The organism is Planomonospora sp. ID67723, from assembly GCF_015711605.1.
GTDB lineage: Bacteria > Actinomycetota > Actinomycetes > Streptosporangiales > Streptosporangiaceae > Planomonospora_A.
On record NZ_JABTEZ010000003.1, the window covers coordinates 454,013 to 471,945 of the forward strand.

The window sequence follows — 17,933 nt, forward strand, 5'->3', positions numbered from 1 at the left end:
CGGCACGGGACCGCACCACCGGGGCGCGGGCACGGGAGACGGGGACGGGGACGGGGGACGGGGGACGGGGGACGGGGTGCGGGCTACCCGTCGTCGCCCAGCTCCCGGTAGGGCTTGCGCAGCAGGTCGACCAGGGGGATGTGCCGGACCTTGACCGCCGGCGGCTCCAGCACGCGCAGCAGGAGGTCCGCCGGAGCCTTCGCGTCGCCCGTGCGGGGACGCAGCCGGCTCAGGGAGCCTGCGGGGGAGTAGAAGTCGGCCAGCCGCTCCTCGAAGGGCAGGTCGTCCACGGGCCCGGATCCGGGGGCCCGCATGTCAGCTCACCGCCCGGGGGCCGAGGGCGAACAGCTCGCGGAGCCGCTCGGTGGACAGCTCGGCGATCCAGTCTTCGCCGGTGCCGATCACGCTCTCGGCGAGTGCCTTCTTGCGCTCGATCATCTCGTCGATCCGCTCCTCCAGCGTGTCCACGCAGATGAACTTCCTCACCTGCACGTTCTTGGTCTGGCCGATCCGGAACGCCCGGTCGGTCGCCTGGTTCTCCACCGCCGGGTTCCACCACCGGTCCACATGGATCACATGGCCGGCGGCGGTCAGGTTGAGGCCGGTCCCGGCCGCCTTCAGCGAGAGCAGGAACACCATCGGCTCGTCGTCGCCCTGGAAGCGCTCCACCAGCTCCTCGCGCCTGCGTCTGGGCAGTCCGCCGTGCAGCCACAGCACCGGCCGCTCCAGGCGCGCAGCGAGGTAGGGCTGCAGGAGGGAGCCGAATTCGGTGTACTGGGTGAACACCAGCGCCTTGTCGCCCTCCGCGACGACCTCTGCGGCGATCTCCTCCAGCCGCGCCAGCTTCCCCGACCGGTCCGCCAGCGGCGAGCCGTCCTTGAGCAGGTGGACGGGGTGGTTGCAGATCTGTTTGAGCCGGGTCATCGTGGCCATGACGTTGCCGCGCCGCGCGATGCCCTCACTGCCGTCGATCTTGACGAGCATGTCCTCGACCACCGCCCGGTACAGCTGCGCCTGCTCGGGGGTGAGCGTGCACCAGACCTTCATCTCCAGCTTCTCGGGAAGGTCGGAGATGATCGAGCGGTCGGTCTTGAGCCGCCGCAGCACGAACGGGCCGGTCGCCTGCTTCAGCGCCCGGACGGCGTCCTCGTCGCCGCGCGTCTCGATCGGCTCGCGGTAGCGCTTGTGGAAGCGCGCGGGCGGGCCGAGCAGGCCGGGGTTGCAGAACTCCATGATCGACCAGAGTTCGGCGAGGTGGTTCTCCACGGGTGTGCCCGTCAGCGCCAGCCGGGTCCGCGCGGGGATGGACCGCACCGCACGCGACTGCTGCGCCGCGCTGTTCTTGATCGCCTGGGCCTCGTCGCAGACCACCCGGCCCCATTCGAGCCCGGCCAGCGCCCCCAGATCCCGCAGGACCGTGCCGTAGGTGGTGATGACCAGATCCGTCCGCCCCACCCGCGCGTCCAGCTCCTGCCCGCGCAGCCGGGCGGCGCCGTGGTGCAGGTAGACCTCCAGTGACGGGGCGAACCGGGAGGTCTCCTTCTGCCAGTTGCCGAGCAACGACATCGGGCACACCAGCAGCGTCGGCCGCGGCCGGACGCCCGCCGCCCGCTCACTGAGCAGCAGGGACAGCGTCTGCGCGGTCTTGCCCAGGCCCATGTCGTCGGCGAGCACGCCGCCGAGGCCGAGATCGGACAGGAAGCTCAGCCATGACAGGCCGCGCTCCTGGTAGGGGCGCAGGACGCCCCGGAAGGTCTCCGGGACGGAGACCGGGGTGACGCGACGCTCGGCCTCGCCGGAGAGCAGGTCGCCGAGGACGCCGTCGGCGTCCACCCCGACCAGCGGGAGCCCTTCCTCGCCGCCCTCCACGACTTCGCGGATCACCTGGCGCACGGTCGTCTCGCCGCCGCCGCGCCGTTCGACGACCTCCAGCGCGGCCTTGAGCTGGACGTCGTCCAGCTCGACCCACCGGTCCCCGATCCGGACCAGCGGGATCCTGCGGCCGGCCAGCTCGGTCAGCTCCTCCTCGCCGAGCACGTGATCGCCCACGGCCACGTCGAGCCGGAAGCTCACCCGGCCGTCCAGCCCGGCTCCCGGGTCGTCACCGGTTGCCCGGGTCGTCAGCCTGAGCCCCAGACCCTGGCGACCGGCCCAGGCGGGCAGGTGCACGCCGTACCCGGCGGCCCGCAGGACCGGGGCGCCGTGGCGCAGGAACGAGAACGCCCAGGCGGTCTCGACCGCCAGCCCGGACGGTTCCGGATCCCGCAGCGCGCTGTGCAGGCCGGGGTGGAGCCGCACGGCGCGGCAGAGCTCGGCACGGAGCAGCTCCAGCGGGCGCTCGGGAAGCCACGGCGCCCGCTCCCCGGCGCGGATCCGGTCGGCGGACAGGTAGCGGACGGGCTCCTCCGCCCCGTCCCGCCCGGCGGGGCGGGACGGGGCGGCTCCGGGTGGGGCGAGGTCGTCGGCGGGGGAGAGGCCGAACTCGACCGTCCAGGGGCCGTCGGGGCCGCCGCCGTCCGGCGGCTCGACCAGCCGGAAGCAGGCGCGGACCGGTCCGTCCAGCTCGTGGGCGTCGGTGAACCACGCGCCCAGGGCCTCGCCGAGCGAGGCCACCTCCCCGGGACGAGCTCCGGGGAGAGAGGCGTCCTCGGAGGTCAGGGCGTGCAGCCAGCGGTCGGGCAGCGCCGTCCGCAGGCCCGGCCGGGCACCGACGATGAGGCGGTCGGGCAGCGAGAGCCTCGCCGCACCGTCCACGAGCGCCTCCAGCGCCTCGCGCAGCACGTCCGAGGACGGCCGCTCCACGGCCACGGCGCGGCACACCGGCGGCATCGCGGCGGCGAGGTCGCGGAAGGCGGCCGGATCGGTCCCGATCAGCACCGGCCGCCAGCGGGCGGCGGGCTCACCGTCCTCGACGACGAGCTGCGGCAGGATCCGGCCCCGGAGCACCAGCCCGCGCGCGTGCTCTGCCACCACCGCGAGGTAACGCAGGGACAGACCGGGCATCCACGCCGGCGTCTCCGCCGCGCCGGGGACGGGGCCGTCCGGGGACTCCCCCGCGGGCACCGCGTCGCCCGGCTGGAGGTCGCCCGGCTGGAAGCGGCTCACGGAGGCCAGCAGCGAGAGGGCCCCGGCGGGACGCAGCAGGAGCGCCGGGACGCTCCAGGCAACGATCCGGGGGCTGCGGACCGTGCTGGAGAGGCCGGATTCCGGCGAGGGCAGCGGGCCCCTCGCCGAGCCGGGGAGCAGGACGGTCAGCTCGGCCGGCCAGCCGGGCCCCGCCGGCGGGGCGGCGGCCGTACCCGTGACGAGCTCTCCGAGCGCCGCGGCCAGCACGGAGGCCGGAGCCGCGAACGGGTGGGGTCGTGCGGCGGCGCGGGAAGCCGGGCCGGGGCCCCGGGAGGTGTCCTCCGCCCAGATCCCCAGCCCGCCGTCCGTCCAACCGCCGTGGACCACCAGCACGCGACCACTCCGCCTCTCGTCGATCTCGATCCATCTCTCCGGCGCCGCCTGCGGCGGCGTGCCCGGAGGCTACACCCGGCCGCGGAAGGCGCGGATCGCCAGCGGGGCGAAGACCACGGCGAACCCGGCCGCCCAGAGCAAAGAGATCATCGCAGACTGCGCGACGTCGCCGCCGATCATCAGACCGCGGATGGCATCGGCCAGGTGGGTGACCGGGTTGATGTCGGACCAGGCCTCCAGCCAGCCGGGGAAGGTCTGCGACGGCACCAGCGCGCTGCTGGTGAACGTCAGCGGCATCATCGTGGAGAAGGCGATCATCTGCACCTTCTCCGGGCTGGAGGCCTTCAGCCCGATCAGCACCGACATCCACGACATGGCCAGGGCCACCACCACCAGCAGCGCCAGGGCGCCCAGCAGGCCGACCACGCTGGTCTCGACCCGGAAGCCCAGGATCATGCCGAACCCGACGAGCAGGGCGAAGGCCCACACCTGCTTGGCGGTGTCGGCGATGATCCGCCCCGACAGCGGCGCGGTCCTGGCGATGGGCAGGCTCCGCAGCCGGTCGAAGACGCCCTTGGTGATGTCGGTGTTCAGGCCGATCGCCGTGGACAGCGTGTAGAACAGGGCGTTCTGCACGAGCAGGCCCGGCAGCGCGAACTGCAGGTAGTCGCCGGTCGACCCGGAGATCGCGCCGCCGAACACGTAGGTGAACAGCAGCAGGAACATGATGGGCTGGATGCTCAGGTCGAGCAGCTCCCAGGGGTTGTGCTTGACCTGGACCAGGCTGCGCCAGGCGAGCGTCATGGTCTGCCGCAGCGTGGTCAGCGGGCCGACGTGCCTGGCCGTGGCCGGAACCGCCGTCGTCATGGTGGTCATACCAGTGCCTCTTCCTTCTCCGCGGAGGGCTCGTCCTCGGCCCGGTGGCCGGTGATGGCGAGGAAGACCTCGTCCAGGCTGGACTTGCGCAGCGCCAGCTCGCTCGCGACGACGCCGAGGTCGTCGAGCCGGCGGACGACGGCCGGCACGGCCGCCGGGTCGTGCACGGACACGGTGGCCCTGCCGCCGGTCAGGTCGGGGGCCTCGCCGATGACGTCGGCGACGACCTGGGCGACCAGGTCGAGGTGGGCGGCCTCCAGCGGCCGGACCTCCAGGACCTGCGCGCCGGTGGTGGCCTTCAGCTCGTCGGAGGTGCCGGAGGCGATCACCCTGCCGTGGTCGAAGACCACGATGTCGTCGGCGAGCTGGTCGGCCTCCTCGAGGTACTGGGTGGTGAGCAGGACCGTCACGCCGTCGGCCATCAGGCCGCGCACGACGCTCCACAGCTCCGTACGGCTGCGCGGGTCGAGGCCGGTGGTGGGCTCGTCGAGGAACAGCACCTGCGGCCGTCCGACCAGGCTCGCCGCGAGGTCCAGGCGGCGGCGCATGCCGCCCGAGTAGGTCTTGGCCGCGCGCCCGCCGGCGTCGGACAGGTCGAATCGTTCCAGCAGCTCGGCCGCCCGCCGTCTGGAGTCGGGCCGCGACATGCCGAGCAGCCGGCCGATCATCATGAGGTTCTCCACCCCGGTGAGCATCTCGTCCACCGCCGCGTACTGCCCGGTGAGGCCGATGAGGGAGCGCACCCGGTGGGCGTCCTTCGCCACGTCGAACCCCCCGACCGCGGCACTGCCCCCGTCGGGGCGGAGCAGGGTCGCCAGGATCCGCACGGCGGTGGTCTTGCCGGCGCCGTTCGGCCCGAGAACGCCGAGCAGGCGTCCCTGCGGTACGGCGAGATCGACTCCGTCGAGCGCCCGCGTCTCCCCGTAGCGCTTCACCAAGCCCTCTGCCTCGATGGCGTGCTGCATGGTTCGGTTCCCCTTTGTTAGTGATCGCTCCTTCAGAATGGCGAAGCCCACTGACACTTTCCCGATATGGCGCTGACCCGGAGCGGGACCGCTGACATATGGCTGACACGGCCCGTCCGCCCGCCTGAGCATGACCGTTTAGGCTGAGGATGTGAGCCACCAAAGCGATGTGAACGGGGACGGAACGGATGGCCGGGAAACGGCCGGAAGCGTCCGGCCGGCTGTCCTGTCCGGCGCTCCATCGCATGATCCCGGCCGGCCGGGCACCCGGTCCGGCGGCGTCCCGCTGCGCGACCCGGCCCATCCGGTCTCCCGCAGGGCGATCACGCTGTGGCTGCTGGAGGGGGCGATCTGGTCGGTCGTCCTGACCGCCGGCTCATACTTCATGGCCGGGTGGATCGGCGGCGCCCGATGGTCCTGGCTGCCCGGCTGGGTGCCGGACAACATCGGGCTCCTGCCGTGGGTGCTGGGAGCCTTCTTCGCCGTGCTGACGGTCACCGAGTCCCTCTGGCGTTATGCGACGCACCGCTGGGAGCTCACCGGGGACGTGGTCTATGCGCGCTCCGGATGGATCAGCAGGGACTGGGTGTTCGTCCCGGTCAGCCGGATCCAGACCGTGGACAAGGCGCAGGGGTGGATGGAGCGGATGCTCGGCCTCGCCACGGTGGAGATCCGCACGGCCTCCCACGCGGGGTCGTCCACGATCAAGGGGCTCGACTACAGGGTGGCGGCCGGACTGGCCGACGAGCTCGCCCGGCGGGCCGAGGAGCTGAGGGACGACGCGACGTGAGCGATCCGTCCGGCCCCGAGGCGTCCGGCCCGCCAGCCCCTCCGCCGCAGGCCCCTCCGTCCGGCCCGGTCGCCCCTTCGTCCGCACCGGCCGCTCCGCTCGTGCCACCGGCCTCCCCGGACGCCGGGCCGCCCGCCGGCGTCGTCCCCGCCGTCCCGCCCGCCACCCCTTCGCTGCGGCTCAGTCCCAAGGTGCTGCTGACCGATCCGATCCGGATGCTGCCCTCGCTCTTCCTGCCGCTGGCCGGAGTCCTGTTCCTCGGCGGTTTCTCGCCCGGCTCGTTCGTGTGGGCGGCCCTGGGCATCGCGGGATCGGTCGTCTACTCCGCCGTCCGCTGGGCCACCTTCACCTACCAGGTCATCGGCGACCGGCTGGAGCTCACCCGCGCCCTGGTCAGCCGGTCGGTCCGGACGATCCCGCTGGAGCGGATCCGGGGCGTCGACGTCAGCCACCCGCCCCTGCACCGCCTGCTCGGCATCGCCGTGCTCAGGATCGACACCGGCGCGGGCGGCGACGACAAGCAGGAGGGCGAGCTCGACGGCGTGACCGTGGCCGAGGCGGAGCGGCTCAAGGCCGTACTGCTCTGGCACGCCCGCGCCCGGATCGCACGGCGCGCCCAGTCGACGCGGGAGGCCGTGGGGAAGCCCACGGCGACGGCCCCGGCACCCGGTACGGCGGGCGCCGCCGGGGAATCGGCCGGTCCGGGTACGGCAGACCGGGGGGCGGAGGACGTGGGAGGCGTGAGCGCTCCGGTCGCCGGGGGGACGGGCCCGGCCGAAGGCCGCCACGAGGTGGGCGAGGCCACTCCCGAGCGGGTGTTCCTCGTGGTGCCGCGCAAGTGGCTCGTGTACGGACCCCTCTCGGGGGCCTACCTGCTCACCCCCTTCGCGCTCGTGGCCGGTGCCGTGGGAGCCGCCTTCCAGTGGGGCGGCGAGCTGGGCCTCGCCCGGCAGGCCGTGTGGAGCGCGGGGGAGTGGCTGTGGGCGCGCCCGCTCCTGCTGGCGGCGGCTCTCGCGGTGTTGCTGCTCGCCATGCCGGTCGTCGGCGTGGTGATGTACGCCGTGTTCAACTGGGACTTCACCCTGCGGGCGCGGGAGGGCTATCTCGTCGCCGAGCGCGGTCTGGTCACCCGCAGGAGCGTGTCGCTGGAGCGGCGCAGGATACGCGGGTTCGAGCTGGTCGAGGGCCTGGTCGAGCGCAGGACGGGGATGGCCAGGGCCTGGGCGATCGTGACGGGGCTGGGCGACTCGCAGACGCGCGGCCAGCTCCTTCCGGTGGTGCCGCGCACGACCGCCCTGGACGTGGTGGGAGAGGCGGTCGGCCCGATCGCGACCGGACTGCGGTCCCATCCGCCGACGGCGCGCAGGCGCAGGCTCTTCCGGGCGGTCTTCCCGTGGCTGGTGGTGGCCGCATGCGCGGCACCGGCCGCCGTGGCCTGGTCCGGGCCCTGGTGGGGGCCGGTGGTGGCGGCTCTGCTCCTCGCCGGCCTCGGCATCCCGCTCGGCCTCGACCGTTACCGTTCGCTCGGGCACGCCTACGACGGCTCCCGCCTGTCGGTCAGGTCGGGCTCCCTGCGCCGGTCCCAGGCCGTGGTGGAGCGGCGCGCCGTCGTCGGCTGGACGCTCAGCCAGACCTGGTTCCAGCGGAGGGCCGGTCTGCTGACCGTGACCGCCGGGGTCGGCGCGGGCAGCGGCGGTTACGCGGCCCTCGACGTCGGTGAGGCGGAGGGCGTCGCCTTCGTCGCCGAGGTCACCCCCGACTGGCTCGCTGCGTTCCTCGCCGGGGAAGACCCCGCCGTCCACGAGTGAGCGGTCCTCATCCACGGGAGGACCGCCCGGGATCCGGTCAGTCGGGGCGGCGGGCGCCGAACATGATCTCGTCCCAGGTCGGCACGGACGCGCGGCGGCCCCGCGCCTTCTTCGCCGGACGGGCCGGAGCCGGTTTCGGCACGGGGGCGGGCGGGGGCGTGGGGACGGGGGGCTCCGCGGGCTCGGCCGCCGCGGGCTGCTCGGCGGCGGGCTTGTCCGCCTGGTTCTCCCGCTCGGTTCCCGAGCCTCCCGGCGCCGTCTTACTGGCCGGTTCCGCCTGGGGCGGGCCGTTCAGCCGGTCCGCGCTGACCCGTGCCGGAGGCACGGCGATCGAGGCGTCCGGTGCCGGTTCCGCCGCGGGTTCCGCCACCGGTTCCACCGTGGGTTCCACCGCCGGCTCCGGGGCGGGCTCCGAGGCGGATTCGGCCTGCGTGGGAGGATCGTCGGCCTGCGCCGGGGGTGCCGGGATCGAGGGTCGCCGCTGCGCGGACTCGGGACCGGTCCCGGCGTCCGCACGGTCAGCCTCCACCGCCGCCGGAGCCGCCTCCGCGGGCTCACCGGTGACCGGCGCGGCCGGGGCCTCCCCGGTCACCGCGTCCTTCGAAGGCGTGCCGGCGCCCGCGTCCGGTTCCGGGGCGGCGGGTCCAGCGGTCAGAGGCCCAGCGGTCGAGGGTTCAGCGGTCGAGGGTTCAGCGGCCGCGAAAGACTCAGTGGCCACGGGGGAATCCGCGGCCACGGGGGAAGAGGCGGTCACCGGGGGCTCGGCGCTCATGGGGGGCCCGGGGTCCCCGGCCGGCTCGGGGGCCCGAGCCGTCTGCCGGGTGTCCGGCCCGGGGGCGCGCAGCGGCGGCACCGCCGGGAGCACCGGGGCCTCGAACCCCTCCGGGAGCGGCGGCATCGGAGGCCGCTCGTAGGGCGGCGCCGGGGACTCGGGCGGCGCGGACGCGGCGGGCGGCTCGGGCTGGAGCTGCGGGACGGCCGGCTCGGGCTGCGCGTAGGCGGGCCCGGCCGTGGCCGGGGGCTCCTGCCGCAGGACCGTGGGGAAGGAGACCGGCGGCTGGTTCAGCGGCTCGGGGATCAGCGGCGGCACCGGGGCGAGCTTGGCCACGCGCGGCACGAACGGCGTGACGGTGGTGTCCTCGACGGGGTCGGCGTAGTCACTCGCGGACAGGCGCATGGCCTCGTCGTCGTGCGGGGTGATGTGGCGGCGACGCGGGTCGAAGAGCCATTCGGCGTGGCGCGTGTGACCGTTCCACACGAAGCCGAGCTTGATCCGCCACAGGTTGTCGTCACGCTTGGCGGAGTCCCAGTCGATCTCGTCGGCGTGTACGCCGCGCCGGGTCAGCCGCTCGGCGACCAGATCGCCGAGGGTGGGGCCGGGGGCGGAGTCGCCGGGCAGCCGTACGGCGCAGCGCTGCGCCTGCTGGGCGACGTACTCCCGCTCCTGGAGCACCGGGCCTTCGAACCACCGCACGCGCTCCACGGGGATTCCGGCCGTCGCGGCGATCTCGTCCGCGGTCTCGCCGGCACGGATCCGGGCCTGGATCTCCTTGGGGCGCAACGGGCTCTCCACTTCGATCTCGTACTGGCCGAGACGGGAGAAGTTGCCGCGGACGGCAGCACGGAGCCGGTCGTCGACGGGCAGCGTGAACCGGGTACCCCGGCCGGCTGTCGCCAGCACGAGATAGGTCCCGTCCTCGCTCACCGCGACGAGTCGGAGCTCCTGCATGCGAGTCCCTTCGTCGTCGTGCTCATTCTTCCCCCGGACCCTTGAGTCTCTCGCGTGTGCCGGTTGCCTGCCAGCACCGTACCCGGCATGTCCGAACATCGCCTTCCTGGAGGGGGCCAGCGGCGATGTGACGCCGGTCACATTTGCCTCGTTCATCCCCTTATCGGCCGCCGATGTGGAGTAGCAGGTACGAGGTCCTGGACGGATTCTTCCGAATAACCTCCCACCCCGCCGTGAACTTGGGCGAAGAGCCGGGACTCGGCTGGCCTGAAGGGCGGGAGAAGGTCATCTGCGGAGGGCTCCCTCGGGTCGGGCGGCGCGGGATCCTGTGAATGTTCCCTCGAAAGGGGCCGGGAGAACGTCAGGACACGCGGGCGGAGACCCGATTGCCGCGAATCGGCTCAGGTGCCCAGGACGGCGTCCAGGTAGTCGTTGGCGAACAGGCGGTCCGGGTCCAGGCGGTCGCGCAACGCCAGGAAGTCGGAGAACCGAGGATAGACCGTGCCCAGATAATCGGCGTCACGGGTGTGCAGCTTGCCCCAGTGCGGGCGTCCGCCGAGCCGCGTCATGATCTCCTCGACGCCCTCGAAATAGGCCGGATTGGGGGTGGGGCGATAGATGTGGCAGGCGATGTAGGCCGTGTCCCGGCCGTAGGCGGTCGACAGCCACGCGTCGCTGGGCGGGGTGACCCGCACCTCGACCGGGAAGGTGATCTTCCAGTCCCGCCGCTCGACGAGGTCGCGGGTCTCGCGCAGGGCCTGGGCGAGGCGCTCGCGCGGGACGGCGTACTCCATCTCCAGGAAACGCACCTCCCGCACGCTCGTGAAGATCTTGTATGACGTGTCGGTGTGCGTGGAGGCCGACAGCGCGGCCGCGGAGAGCGCGTTCAGCCGGGGGATCGCGCCGGGGAAGCGCGCGCCGATCCCGCACAGGACACCGAACAGGGTGTTCTCCAGGAACGTGTTGTCCAGCCAGTGCTTGAACGCGCTGGGCGGGTCGGCGGGTCCGGGGCTGCGGTTGTTCCGCTTGGTCAGGCAGGTGTCGGTGTGCGGCAGCCAGAAGAAGTCCAGGTGCTCGTTCTCCGCGGTGATCGTGTCGAGCGAGCCGAGGATCTCGCTCAGCGCCATCGGCTGCCGGGTGCTGCGCAGCAGGAACGAGGGCTCCACCCGGAAGGTCACCGCGGTCAGCACGCCGAGGGCGCCCAGCCCGACCCGGGCGGCGTCGAACAGGTCCCGCTCGGCTGTGCTCCCGCCGTCCCGGCGGACCGTGACGATCTCGCCGTCGGCGAGCACCAGCTCCAGCTCCAGCACCTGGTCGGCCAGACCGCCGACGTCCCTGCCGGTGCCGTGGGTGCCGGTCTGGATGGCTCCGGCCAGCGTCTGGGCGGTGATGTCGCCCATGTTCGCCAGGGCCAGGCCCATCCGGTGGAGCTCCTCGTTGAGCGCTCGCAGAGGCGTGCCCGCCGCCGCCCGCACCCAGTCGTCCCCGGTCTCCAGGATCCCGGTCAGCCCCTCCGGCCGCAGCAGCAGGCCGTCGGTGAGCGCGACCCCGGTGAAGGAGTGCCCGGTTCCGGCCATGCGCACCCGCCGCCCGGACGCGGAGGCGTCCCGTACGGCGCGCGCCACCTCCTGCGCCGAGGAGGGCGTGCGGATCTCGGCGGGCGTGGCGGACTGGTTGCCCGCCCAGTTACGGAACTCGCGCATAAATGTGAACGATACTCACGATTTCTGCGGAGCAACAGGGGTGCGCAGCCATGCCGAGCCGCCGACACCGATGACCACGGCCAGCATGGCGGAACCGAAGGCGAAGCCGTAGGCGTTCGAGGCGCCGAACGTGTCGGTGAGCCGCCCGCCCGCCCAGGCGCCGAGCGCCACGCCGAACCCGATCGCGGTGGAGAGCCAGGTCATGCCCTCGGTGAGCAGGTGGGGCGGGACCAGCCGCTCGATCAGCGCGTAACCGGTGATGATCGTGGGCGAGATGGCCAGCCCGGCGAGGAACAGCGCCAGCGCCATCATCCAGACGTCACCGATCAGGGCGATCGGGGTGAACCCCACCGCGAACACCGCCAGCGCGCGGACGAACCGGCTGCGCAGGGAGGTCCTCCACTGCCGCGCGCCGTACCAGAGGCCGGAGATCAGGCTGCCGCAGGCGACCGCCGCCAGCAGCAGCCCCGCGGCGGGCTTGACTCCCCGCTCCGCGGCGAAGGCCACCGTTATCAGGTCCACCGACCCGAAGACGGCGCCCATGGCCAGGAAGACGCAGGACAGCAGGGCGATGCCCGGAATGGTGATCGGGCTGCCGGAGTGCTTCTCGCTCGTGCGGATCGGGGGTTCGGTGCCGCGCTGCATGGCGAAGACGAGCGTGCCCCCGACCGCGCACAGCAGGGTCACGGTCAGCCCGGCATAGGGGCTGACCATGGTGGCCAGCGCGGTGGCGAGCGCCGGGCCGGCGACGAAGACGATCTCGTCGGCGACCGACTCGAACGAGAACGCCGTGTGCAGCTCGTCCGACCCGCCCAGCAGGTGGGACCAGCGGGCCCGCACCAGCGAGCCGAGAGGGACCGCGGCGGCGCCGATCACGACGCCGGAGGCGAACAGGGTCCAGGCCGGCGCACCGAACTCGACGCAGAGCATCAGAGCGGCCAGCGCGGCGCCGTGCGTGAGGACGAGAGGGACGATTACCCTGGCCTGACCGAATCTGTCCACCAGGCGCCCCATCAGGGGTGCGGCGACGGCGTAGGAGACGTTGACGGTGCCCGCGACCGCGCCCGCCATGCCGAACGAGCGGGTGAGCTCCTCGATGAGAAGCACGATGCCGAGGCCGAGCATCGCCATGGGCATCCGCCCGATCAACCCCGAGATCACGAAACCCTTGACGCCGGGCCTGCTGAACAGCTCCCGATACGGCCCGACCACCGATACTCCCCTTCCATGCACCATGTGTGTGAAACCAGCCGACTTTTACGCACGTAACTGCCGCCGTGCAAACAGTTTTCTGCATAACGGAACGTATCGGTCTCCCATGAGGCCAACATGAGCGTGACGTCGCCTCTTCCCCGGCTGCGGATTCTCGCCGCGGCGCTGGCCGCGGTGATCGCTCTCACCGCCGCGGCGGGCGCGGTGCTGCTGGTCGTCGTTCCCACCCCGGTCACAGAGACGGCCCCCGCGGCCCGGGCCGGGATCCCCGACCTGGAGGAGCTCGCCCCGCAGGCCCCGCCGCCGGCACGCCCTTCAGCGGCCCCGACGGCCCCGGCGGCTCCGGTGACCGGCGGTTCCGGGATCACCCCCACCCCGCCCCGGCTGATGGTGATCTCCCAGTCCACCCTGCCCCGGCAGACCAAGGCGGACATCGCCGGGCTCCGTCACGTCGAGAAGATCGACTCCTTCGACGGCGGCGCCGTGACGGTGTCCGGGGTCGGCCTCAACCTGCTCGCGGTCGATCCCGCGCGCTTCCGCGCCTGGACGCCGGTGGCGGTGGCCGGCCGGCCGGAGATCTGGAACGCCCTGTTGCGCGGGGAGTTCGTCGCCGACAGTACGGCGGCGCGCCGCCTCGGCCTGGTCCTGGGCGCGTACTACCAGGTGGACGGCGGGCCCCGGCTGCGTGTGGCCGCCTCGGCCCCGATCGGCCTGCCCGGCGTGGACGGCCTGGTCGGGCAGGAGACCGGGCGCAGGCTCGGGCTGCGGCCCGGGGTGGCGCTGCTGGTGCACGGCCCGGAGAAGGCCTCGGGCGCGCTCGACGCCGGGGTCCGCAAGCTGCTCGGCGCGGGATCACAGGTGGTGACGGTGGGTGCGGGCCATACGGCGAAGGCCCCCGCCGCGACGGGCACCGGGACCCCGGCCAGGCCGCGGGCGGCGGGCCGGGTGACGGTCGGGCGGCCCGGCAGCTACCTGGAGCTGTACCGGAAGTCGGCCGCGGTCTGCCCGGGCCTGTCCTGGACGGTGCTGGCCGCGATCGGCCAGGTGGAGAGCTCGCACGGGCGCAACAACGGGCCGTCGTCGGCCGGCGCGCAGGGACCGATGCAGTTCATGCCGGCGACCTGGAAGGCCTACGGCGTGGACGGCGACGGCGACGGCGCCGCCGACATCTGGAGTCCCTACGACGCCGTCCCCTCGGCCGCCAACTACCTGTGCGCCAACGGCGCGGGCCAGGGCGGCAGGAAGCTGGAGAAGGCCGTCTGGTTCTACAACCACTCGTGGTCGTACGTCAGGAAGGTCCTGTCGATCGCCGGGGCCTACGCCCGCGCCTACCCGTGAGACCCCCGGCGGCGCGGGGGCGCCGGACAGCAGGTCATGCCGCACGCCGCGGGCTCGGGCTCGGCCAGCAGCTCGCCGATCATCGAGACGAACCGGGGGTGCGTGCCCGCCGTGGCGGCCCTGGTCAGCGGAAGGCCGATCTCGGCTGCCAGCTCCGCCGCCTCCACGTCGAGGTCGTAGACGACCTCCATGTGGTCGGAGACGAAGCCGATCGGTACCAGCACCGCCGCCGGGGCGTCGATCTGCTCCAGGTGGTCGCAGACGTCGGGCTCCAGCCACGGGATGTGCGGGGCGCCGCTGCGGCTCTGCCAGACCAGGTCCCACTCCCGGCCGCCGCCCAGCCCCGCCACGACGAGCCCGGCCGCCTCGCGTAGCTGCGCCTCGTAGAGGCCGCCGTCCGGCCCGGCCGTCTCGGCCATGGAGAGCGGGATGCTGTGCGCGGTGAAGACCAGGCGCGCGGATTCCCGGTGTTCGGCGGGCAGCCGGTCCAGGGCCTCACGGGTGTGGTCCACCATGGCCGCGACGAAGCCGGGGTGGTCGAAGTAGTGCCGGAGCTTGACGATCTCCGGGGCACCCTCCACGGCCGCGCGGGCCAGGGCGATGTCGTCGATGTACTGCCGGCAGGCGGAGTAGGAGGCGTAGGCGGAGGTGACGAACGCCGCCGCCCTGCGCACCCCGTCGGCGGCCATCTGCCGGAGCGTGTCCTCCAGGTAGGGCTGCCAGTTGCGGTTGCCCCAGTAGACCGGCAGACCGACGGTCGGCTCGACGGCCGCGATCAGGTCGCGGCACTGCTGGTTGATCGGGCTGACCCCGCCGAAGCGCTGGTAGTGCGCCTCGACCTCCAGCAGGCGCTCGCGCGGGACGCCCCGGCCCCGCACCACGTTCTCCAGAAACGGCATCACGTCGTCCGGCTTCTCCGGGCCTCCGAACGAGACCACGAGGAGCGCGTCGTAAGTCCCCATGTGTTCATCCAACCGCATGCCCGGCCACGGTCACCTCCCGGTCCCCGGGGGGAGGACGCGATTCCCCGCATGGAGAGGCGAACGGGACGGGTGGGAGAGGTAGGTTCGGGAACGTGACCCCTTTTTCTGACATGCGAGACTATGTCGGTGTCCCCCGGCTGACCTCCCTGCGGCTCTCGCCGGACGGGAACCGCCTGGTGGGCGTGGTGCAGGCGCTCAACCCGGACGGCAAGTCCTACGGGACGGCCCTGTGGGAGATCCCCCTCGACGGGCGCAGGCCGTACCGGCTGACCAGATCCCTCAAGGGTGAGGCGGGAGCCGAGTTCACCGCCGCGGGCGACGTGCTGTTCGGCTCGCGCCGCCCCGACCCGACCGTGAAGGACCCCGACGAGGAGGTCTCCGCACTGTGGTTGCTGCCCGCCGGCGGCGGCGAGGCCCGGCAGGTCGCCTCCCGGCCCGGCGGGATCACCGGCTTCGCGACCGGCGGGCCGACCGTGGTCTTCGCCTCGGACGTGCTCCCCGGTGACGAGTCGACCGAGGCGGAGCGGCGCAAGGCCCGCAAGGACGCCGGGATCGGCGCGATCCTGCACGAGGGCTACCCGGTGCGCCACTGGGACCACGACCTGGGACCCGGTGAGACCCGGTTGTTCTCCGGTACGGCCGGCGAGGACCGGCTGACCGATGTCATGGATCTCACCCCGGAGCCGGGCGGGGCCCTGACGAACGCCTCCTACGAGGTCACCCCGGACGGGTCCACCGCCGTCGTCACCTGGACAGTCCCGCTGCCGGGCGGGGACGTCCGCTCCGAGCTGGTGGCCATCGAGACCTCGAACGGCGGGGCCCGCCGGGTGCTGGCGAGCGAGGACGGCCACGACTTCGAGGGGCCGCTGGCGATCTCGCCCGACGGCCGCCTGGTCGCCTGCGTGCGCTCCAGCCACGCCGACACCCGGACGATCCCCGAGGTCACACTCTGGATCGTCGACCTGGCCACCGGAGAGGGGCACGCCGCAGGCGGCGGGCTCTGGCCGACGGAGGTCGCCTGGGCCCCGGACTCGGCCTCCCTCTACGTGATCGCCGACCACCGGGGCCGCCGCCCGGTCTTCCGCGCTCCGGCCGACGGCTCCGAGCCGGTGCGGCTCACCCCCGGCGACGGCGCCTACTCCTCGCTCAACGCGGCCCCCGACGGCACCCTGTACGCGCTGCGCAGCGCCGTGGACCGGCCGGCGGGCCCGGTCAGGATCACTGCGGCGGGCGGCACCGAGGACCTCCCCTCTCCCACCCCCGAGCTGGAGCTGCCCGGCACCCTCACCGAGGTCGCCGTAACCGCCGACGACGGGGTGGAGATCCGGGCCTGGCTGGTGCTGCCCGAGGGCGCCTCCGCCGAGAACCCGGCCCCCCTGCTGCTGTGGATCCACGGCGGCCCGCTGGCGAGCTGGAACGACTGGTCCTGGCGGTGGAACCCGTGGATCATGGCCCGGCACGGCTACGCCGTACTGCTGCCCGACCCGTGCCTGTCCACCGGCTACGGCCCGGAGATGATCAGGCGCGGCTGGGCGAACTGGGGACCGCGCACCCACGCCGACCTGATGTCGGTCACCGACGCCGCGCTCGAGCTGCCCGAGGTCGACGCCGGCCGCACGGCCGCGATGGGCGGTTCCTTCGGCGGCTACATGGCCAACTGGGTCGCCGGGCACACCGACCGCTTCAAGGCGATCGTCACCCACGCCTCGCTCTGGCACCTCGACCAGTTCGCCGGGACCACCGACGCCGCCATGTACTGGCGGCGCGAGTTCGGCGAGCTGGGTACGGAGCTGTACGAGAAGCTCTCCCCGCACCTGTCGCTGGAGAAGATCACCACGCCGATGCTGGTGATCCACGGGGACAAGGACTACCGCGTGCCCATCGGCGAGGGACTGCGGCTGTGGTGGGACCTGCAGCGCTCGGGCGTGGAGTCGAAGTTCCTGTACTTCCCCGACGAGAACCACTGGGTGCTCAAGCCCGGCAACGCCGTCGTCTGGTACGAGACCGTGCTCGCCTTCCTGGCGCAGCACGTCCTGGGCCAGGAGTGGAAGCGGCCGGACTCCCTGTCCTGAGCGCAATCGTGAGCGCGACGGAGCGAGCGGAGCGGGTGAGGAGCGGTGAACGACCGTGGGCGCAATCGTGAGCGCGACGGAGCGGCCCGCAGGAGACGATGGGGCCGTGAGACGAGTGAGAGACGGGGAGTCGTCGTGATGGGCACTGCCACGGGTTATCTGGAACTGGCCGAGCGGATCGCCCGCGAGGCCGGGGAGATGCTCCTGGCCAAGCGGCCCGAGCGGCCCGAGGTGCTGGCCACCAAGTCCAGCCCCACCGACGTGGTGACCGCGCTGGACCGGGCGTCGGAGGAGCTGATCCGGGCCAGGATCAAGGAGGCCCGGCCGGATGACGCGGTCCTCGGCGAGGAGGGCGGTGCCACCGGCGACGGCCGGGTCCGCTGGATCGTCGACCCGATCGACGGCACGGTCAACTTCCTGTACGGCCTGCCCGACTGGGCGGTCAGCATCGCGGTCGAGGTGGAAGGGGAGATCGTCGCGGGCGTGGTCAACGTCGTGCCCCGCGGCGAGGTCTTCACGGCGGCCAGGGGCGAGGGAGCCTGGCTGGCCGGTGAGCGGCTGCGCTGCAACACCGGCGTGCCGCTGGAGCGGGCACTGGTCGCGACCGGCTTCGGCTACGAGCCCGGGCGGCGGGCGGTCCAGGCGGAGGTGCTCGCGCACGTGCTGCCGCGGGTGCGCGACATCCGCCGGAGCGGTTCGGCGGCCTCTGACCTGTGCGCGGTCGCCGCCGGGCGCGTGGACGGCTACTACGAGCGCGGTCCGCAGGACTGGGACTACGCGGCCGGGGGCCTCATCGCGGCGGAGGCCGGCGCCAGGGTCGGCGGGCTGAACGGCAAGCCGGCCAATCCGGAGCTGACGGTCTGCGCGGCGCCGGGCCTGTTCGAGGAGCTGCAGGAGCTGCTGGCACCGCTGGATCCCGAACGCGACGCCTGACGGCGGGGCGCCCGGCAGGGCGCAGACGCGGCAGGGCCCCGCATCCCCGGACGGGGACGCGGGGC

At 73.3% G+C, this 17,933-nt stretch carries 13 protein-coding genes; 5 read left to right on the forward strand and 8 right to left on the reverse strand.

Annotated features, from left to right (window positions below; genetic code table 11):
- Positions 1-83: 83 nt before the first annotated feature.
- The 4 genes from HS041_RS23780 to HS041_RS23795 form a co-directional block, all read right to left on the reverse strand.
- Positions 84-314, reverse strand: coding sequence for a hypothetical protein (locus HS041_RS23780; protein WP_196443019.1), 231 nt, complete (start codon positions 312-314; stop codon positions 84-86).
- A 1-nt stretch (position 315) separates the two neighbouring features.
- Complete coding sequence (locus HS041_RS23785; RefSeq protein WP_196443020.1) at positions 316-3,459, reverse strand: DEAD/DEAH box helicase; 3,144 nt, start codon at positions 3,457-3,459, stop codon at positions 316-318.
- A gap of 69 nt (positions 3,460-3,528) precedes the next feature.
- Positions 3,529-4,335, reverse strand: a complete 807-nt coding sequence (locus HS041_RS23790) for an ABC transporter permease (RefSeq protein ID WP_196443021.1) — start codon at positions 4,333-4,335, stop codon at positions 3,529-3,531.
- Positions 4,332-5,300 carry an ATP-binding cassette domain-containing protein gene (locus HS041_RS23795; protein WP_196443022.1) on the reverse strand — a complete coding sequence of 323 codons (969 nt, stop codon included), beginning with the start codon at positions 5,298-5,300 and terminating at the stop codon, positions 4,332-4,334. Before HS041_RS23795 ends, HS041_RS23790 begins: the two co-directional genes overlap by 4 nt.
- Positions 5,301-5,451: 151 nt before the next feature.
- On the opposite strand from HS041_RS23795, the gene HS041_RS23800 reads away from it, so the two are divergent.
- The gene (locus HS041_RS23800) at positions 5,452-6,090 is read left to right on the forward strand and encodes a PH domain-containing protein (RefSeq protein ID WP_307845435.1); all 639 of its coding nucleotides are present in this window, start codon (positions 5,452-5,454) and stop codon (positions 6,088-6,090) included.
- A 101-nt stretch (positions 6,091-6,191) separates the two neighbouring features.
- Positions 6,192-7,898 carry a PH domain-containing protein gene (locus HS041_RS23805; RefSeq protein ID WP_307845436.1) on the forward strand — a complete coding sequence of 569 codons (1,707 nt, stop codon included), beginning with the start codon at positions 6,192-6,194 and terminating at the stop codon, positions 7,896-7,898.
- Between the two features lie 37 nt (positions 7,899-7,935).
- Here the strand turns inward: HS041_RS23805 and sepH are convergent, their stop codons facing one another.
- The 3 genes from sepH to HS041_RS23820 form a co-directional block, all read right to left on the reverse strand.
- Positions 7,936-9,627 (reverse strand): septation protein SepH, encoded by a 1,692-nt coding sequence (sepH, locus tag HS041_RS23810; RefSeq protein WP_196443023.1) that lies wholly within the window; start codon positions 9,625-9,627, stop codon positions 7,936-7,938.
- A 401-nt stretch (positions 9,628-10,028) separates the two neighbouring features.
- Positions 10,029-11,330, reverse strand: coding sequence for a D-arabinono-1,4-lactone oxidase (locus HS041_RS23815; RefSeq protein ID WP_196443024.1), 1,302 nt, complete (start codon positions 11,328-11,330; stop codon positions 10,029-10,031).
- 15 nt (positions 11,331-11,345) lie between these two features.
- Positions 11,346-12,542, reverse strand: a complete 1,197-nt coding sequence (locus HS041_RS23820; RefSeq protein ID WP_196443025.1) for an MFS transporter — start codon at positions 12,540-12,542, stop codon at positions 11,346-11,348.
- A gap of 117 nt (positions 12,543-12,659) precedes the next feature.
- On the opposite strand from HS041_RS23820, the gene HS041_RS23825 reads away from it, so the two are divergent.
- Entirely contained in the window at positions 12,660-13,880 is a 1,221-nt protein-coding gene (locus HS041_RS23825; RefSeq protein ID WP_196443026.1) for a lytic transglycosylase domain-containing protein, read from the forward strand.
- Here HS041_RS23825 and HS041_RS23830 read toward each other — a convergent pair.
- Positions 13,871-14,842, reverse strand: a complete 972-nt coding sequence (locus tag HS041_RS23830; protein WP_196443027.1) for a ferrochelatase — start codon at positions 14,840-14,842, stop codon at positions 13,871-13,873. The two genes, HS041_RS23825 and HS041_RS23830, sit on opposite strands and share 10 nt — an antisense overlap.
- 131 nt (positions 14,843-14,973) lie before the next feature.
- On the opposite strand from HS041_RS23830, the gene HS041_RS23835 reads away from it, so the two are divergent.
- Both HS041_RS23835 and HS041_RS23840 read left to right on the forward strand, forming a co-directional pair.
- Complete coding sequence (locus HS041_RS23835) at positions 14,974-16,935, forward strand: S9 family peptidase (protein ID WP_196443028.1); 1,962 nt, start codon at positions 14,974-14,976, stop codon at positions 16,933-16,935.
- A 138-nt stretch (positions 16,936-17,073) separates the two neighbouring features.
- On the forward strand, positions 17,074-17,868 hold the full coding sequence (locus HS041_RS23840) for an inositol monophosphatase family protein (RefSeq protein WP_196443029.1): 795 nt from the start codon (positions 17,074-17,076) through the stop codon (positions 17,866-17,868).
- Positions 17,869-17,933: the final 65 nt, after the last annotated feature.

Bases quoted from the DNA above. Each gene is read 5' to 3' on its own strand.
- sepH (WP_196443023.1), bottom strand. From the start codon at position 9,627: ATGCAGGAGCTCCGACTCGTCGCGGTGAGCGAGGACGGGACCTATCTC.
- HS041_RS23795 (WP_196443022.1), bottom strand. From the start codon at position 5,300: ATGCAGCACGCCATCGAGGCAGAGGGCTTGGTGAAGCGCTACGGGGAG.
- HS041_RS23780 (WP_196443019.1), bottom strand. From the start codon at position 314: ATGCGGGCCCCCGGATCCGGGCCCGTGGACGACCTGCCCTTCGAGGAG.
- HS041_RS23835 (WP_196443028.1), top strand. From the start codon at position 14,974: ATGCGAGACTATGTCGGTGTCCCCCGGCTGACCTCCCTGCGGCTCTCG.
- HS041_RS23790 (WP_196443021.1), bottom strand. From the start codon at position 4,335: ATGACCACCATGACGACGGCGGTTCCGGCCACGGCCAGGCACGTCGGC.
- HS041_RS23815 (WP_196443024.1), bottom strand. From the start codon at position 11,330: ATGCGCGAGTTCCGTAACTGGGCGGGCAACCAGTCCGCCACGCCCGCC.
- HS041_RS23830 (WP_196443027.1), bottom strand. From the start codon at position 14,842: ATGGGGACTTACGACGCGCTCCTCGTGGTCTCGTTCGGAGGCCCGGAG.
- HS041_RS23825 (WP_196443026.1), top strand. From the start codon at position 12,660: ATGAGCGTGACGTCGCCTCTTCCCCGGCTGCGGATTCTCGCCGCGGCG.
- HS041_RS23840 (WP_196443029.1), top strand. From the start codon at position 17,074: ATGGGCACTGCCACGGGTTATCTGGAACTGGCCGAGCGGATCGCCCGC.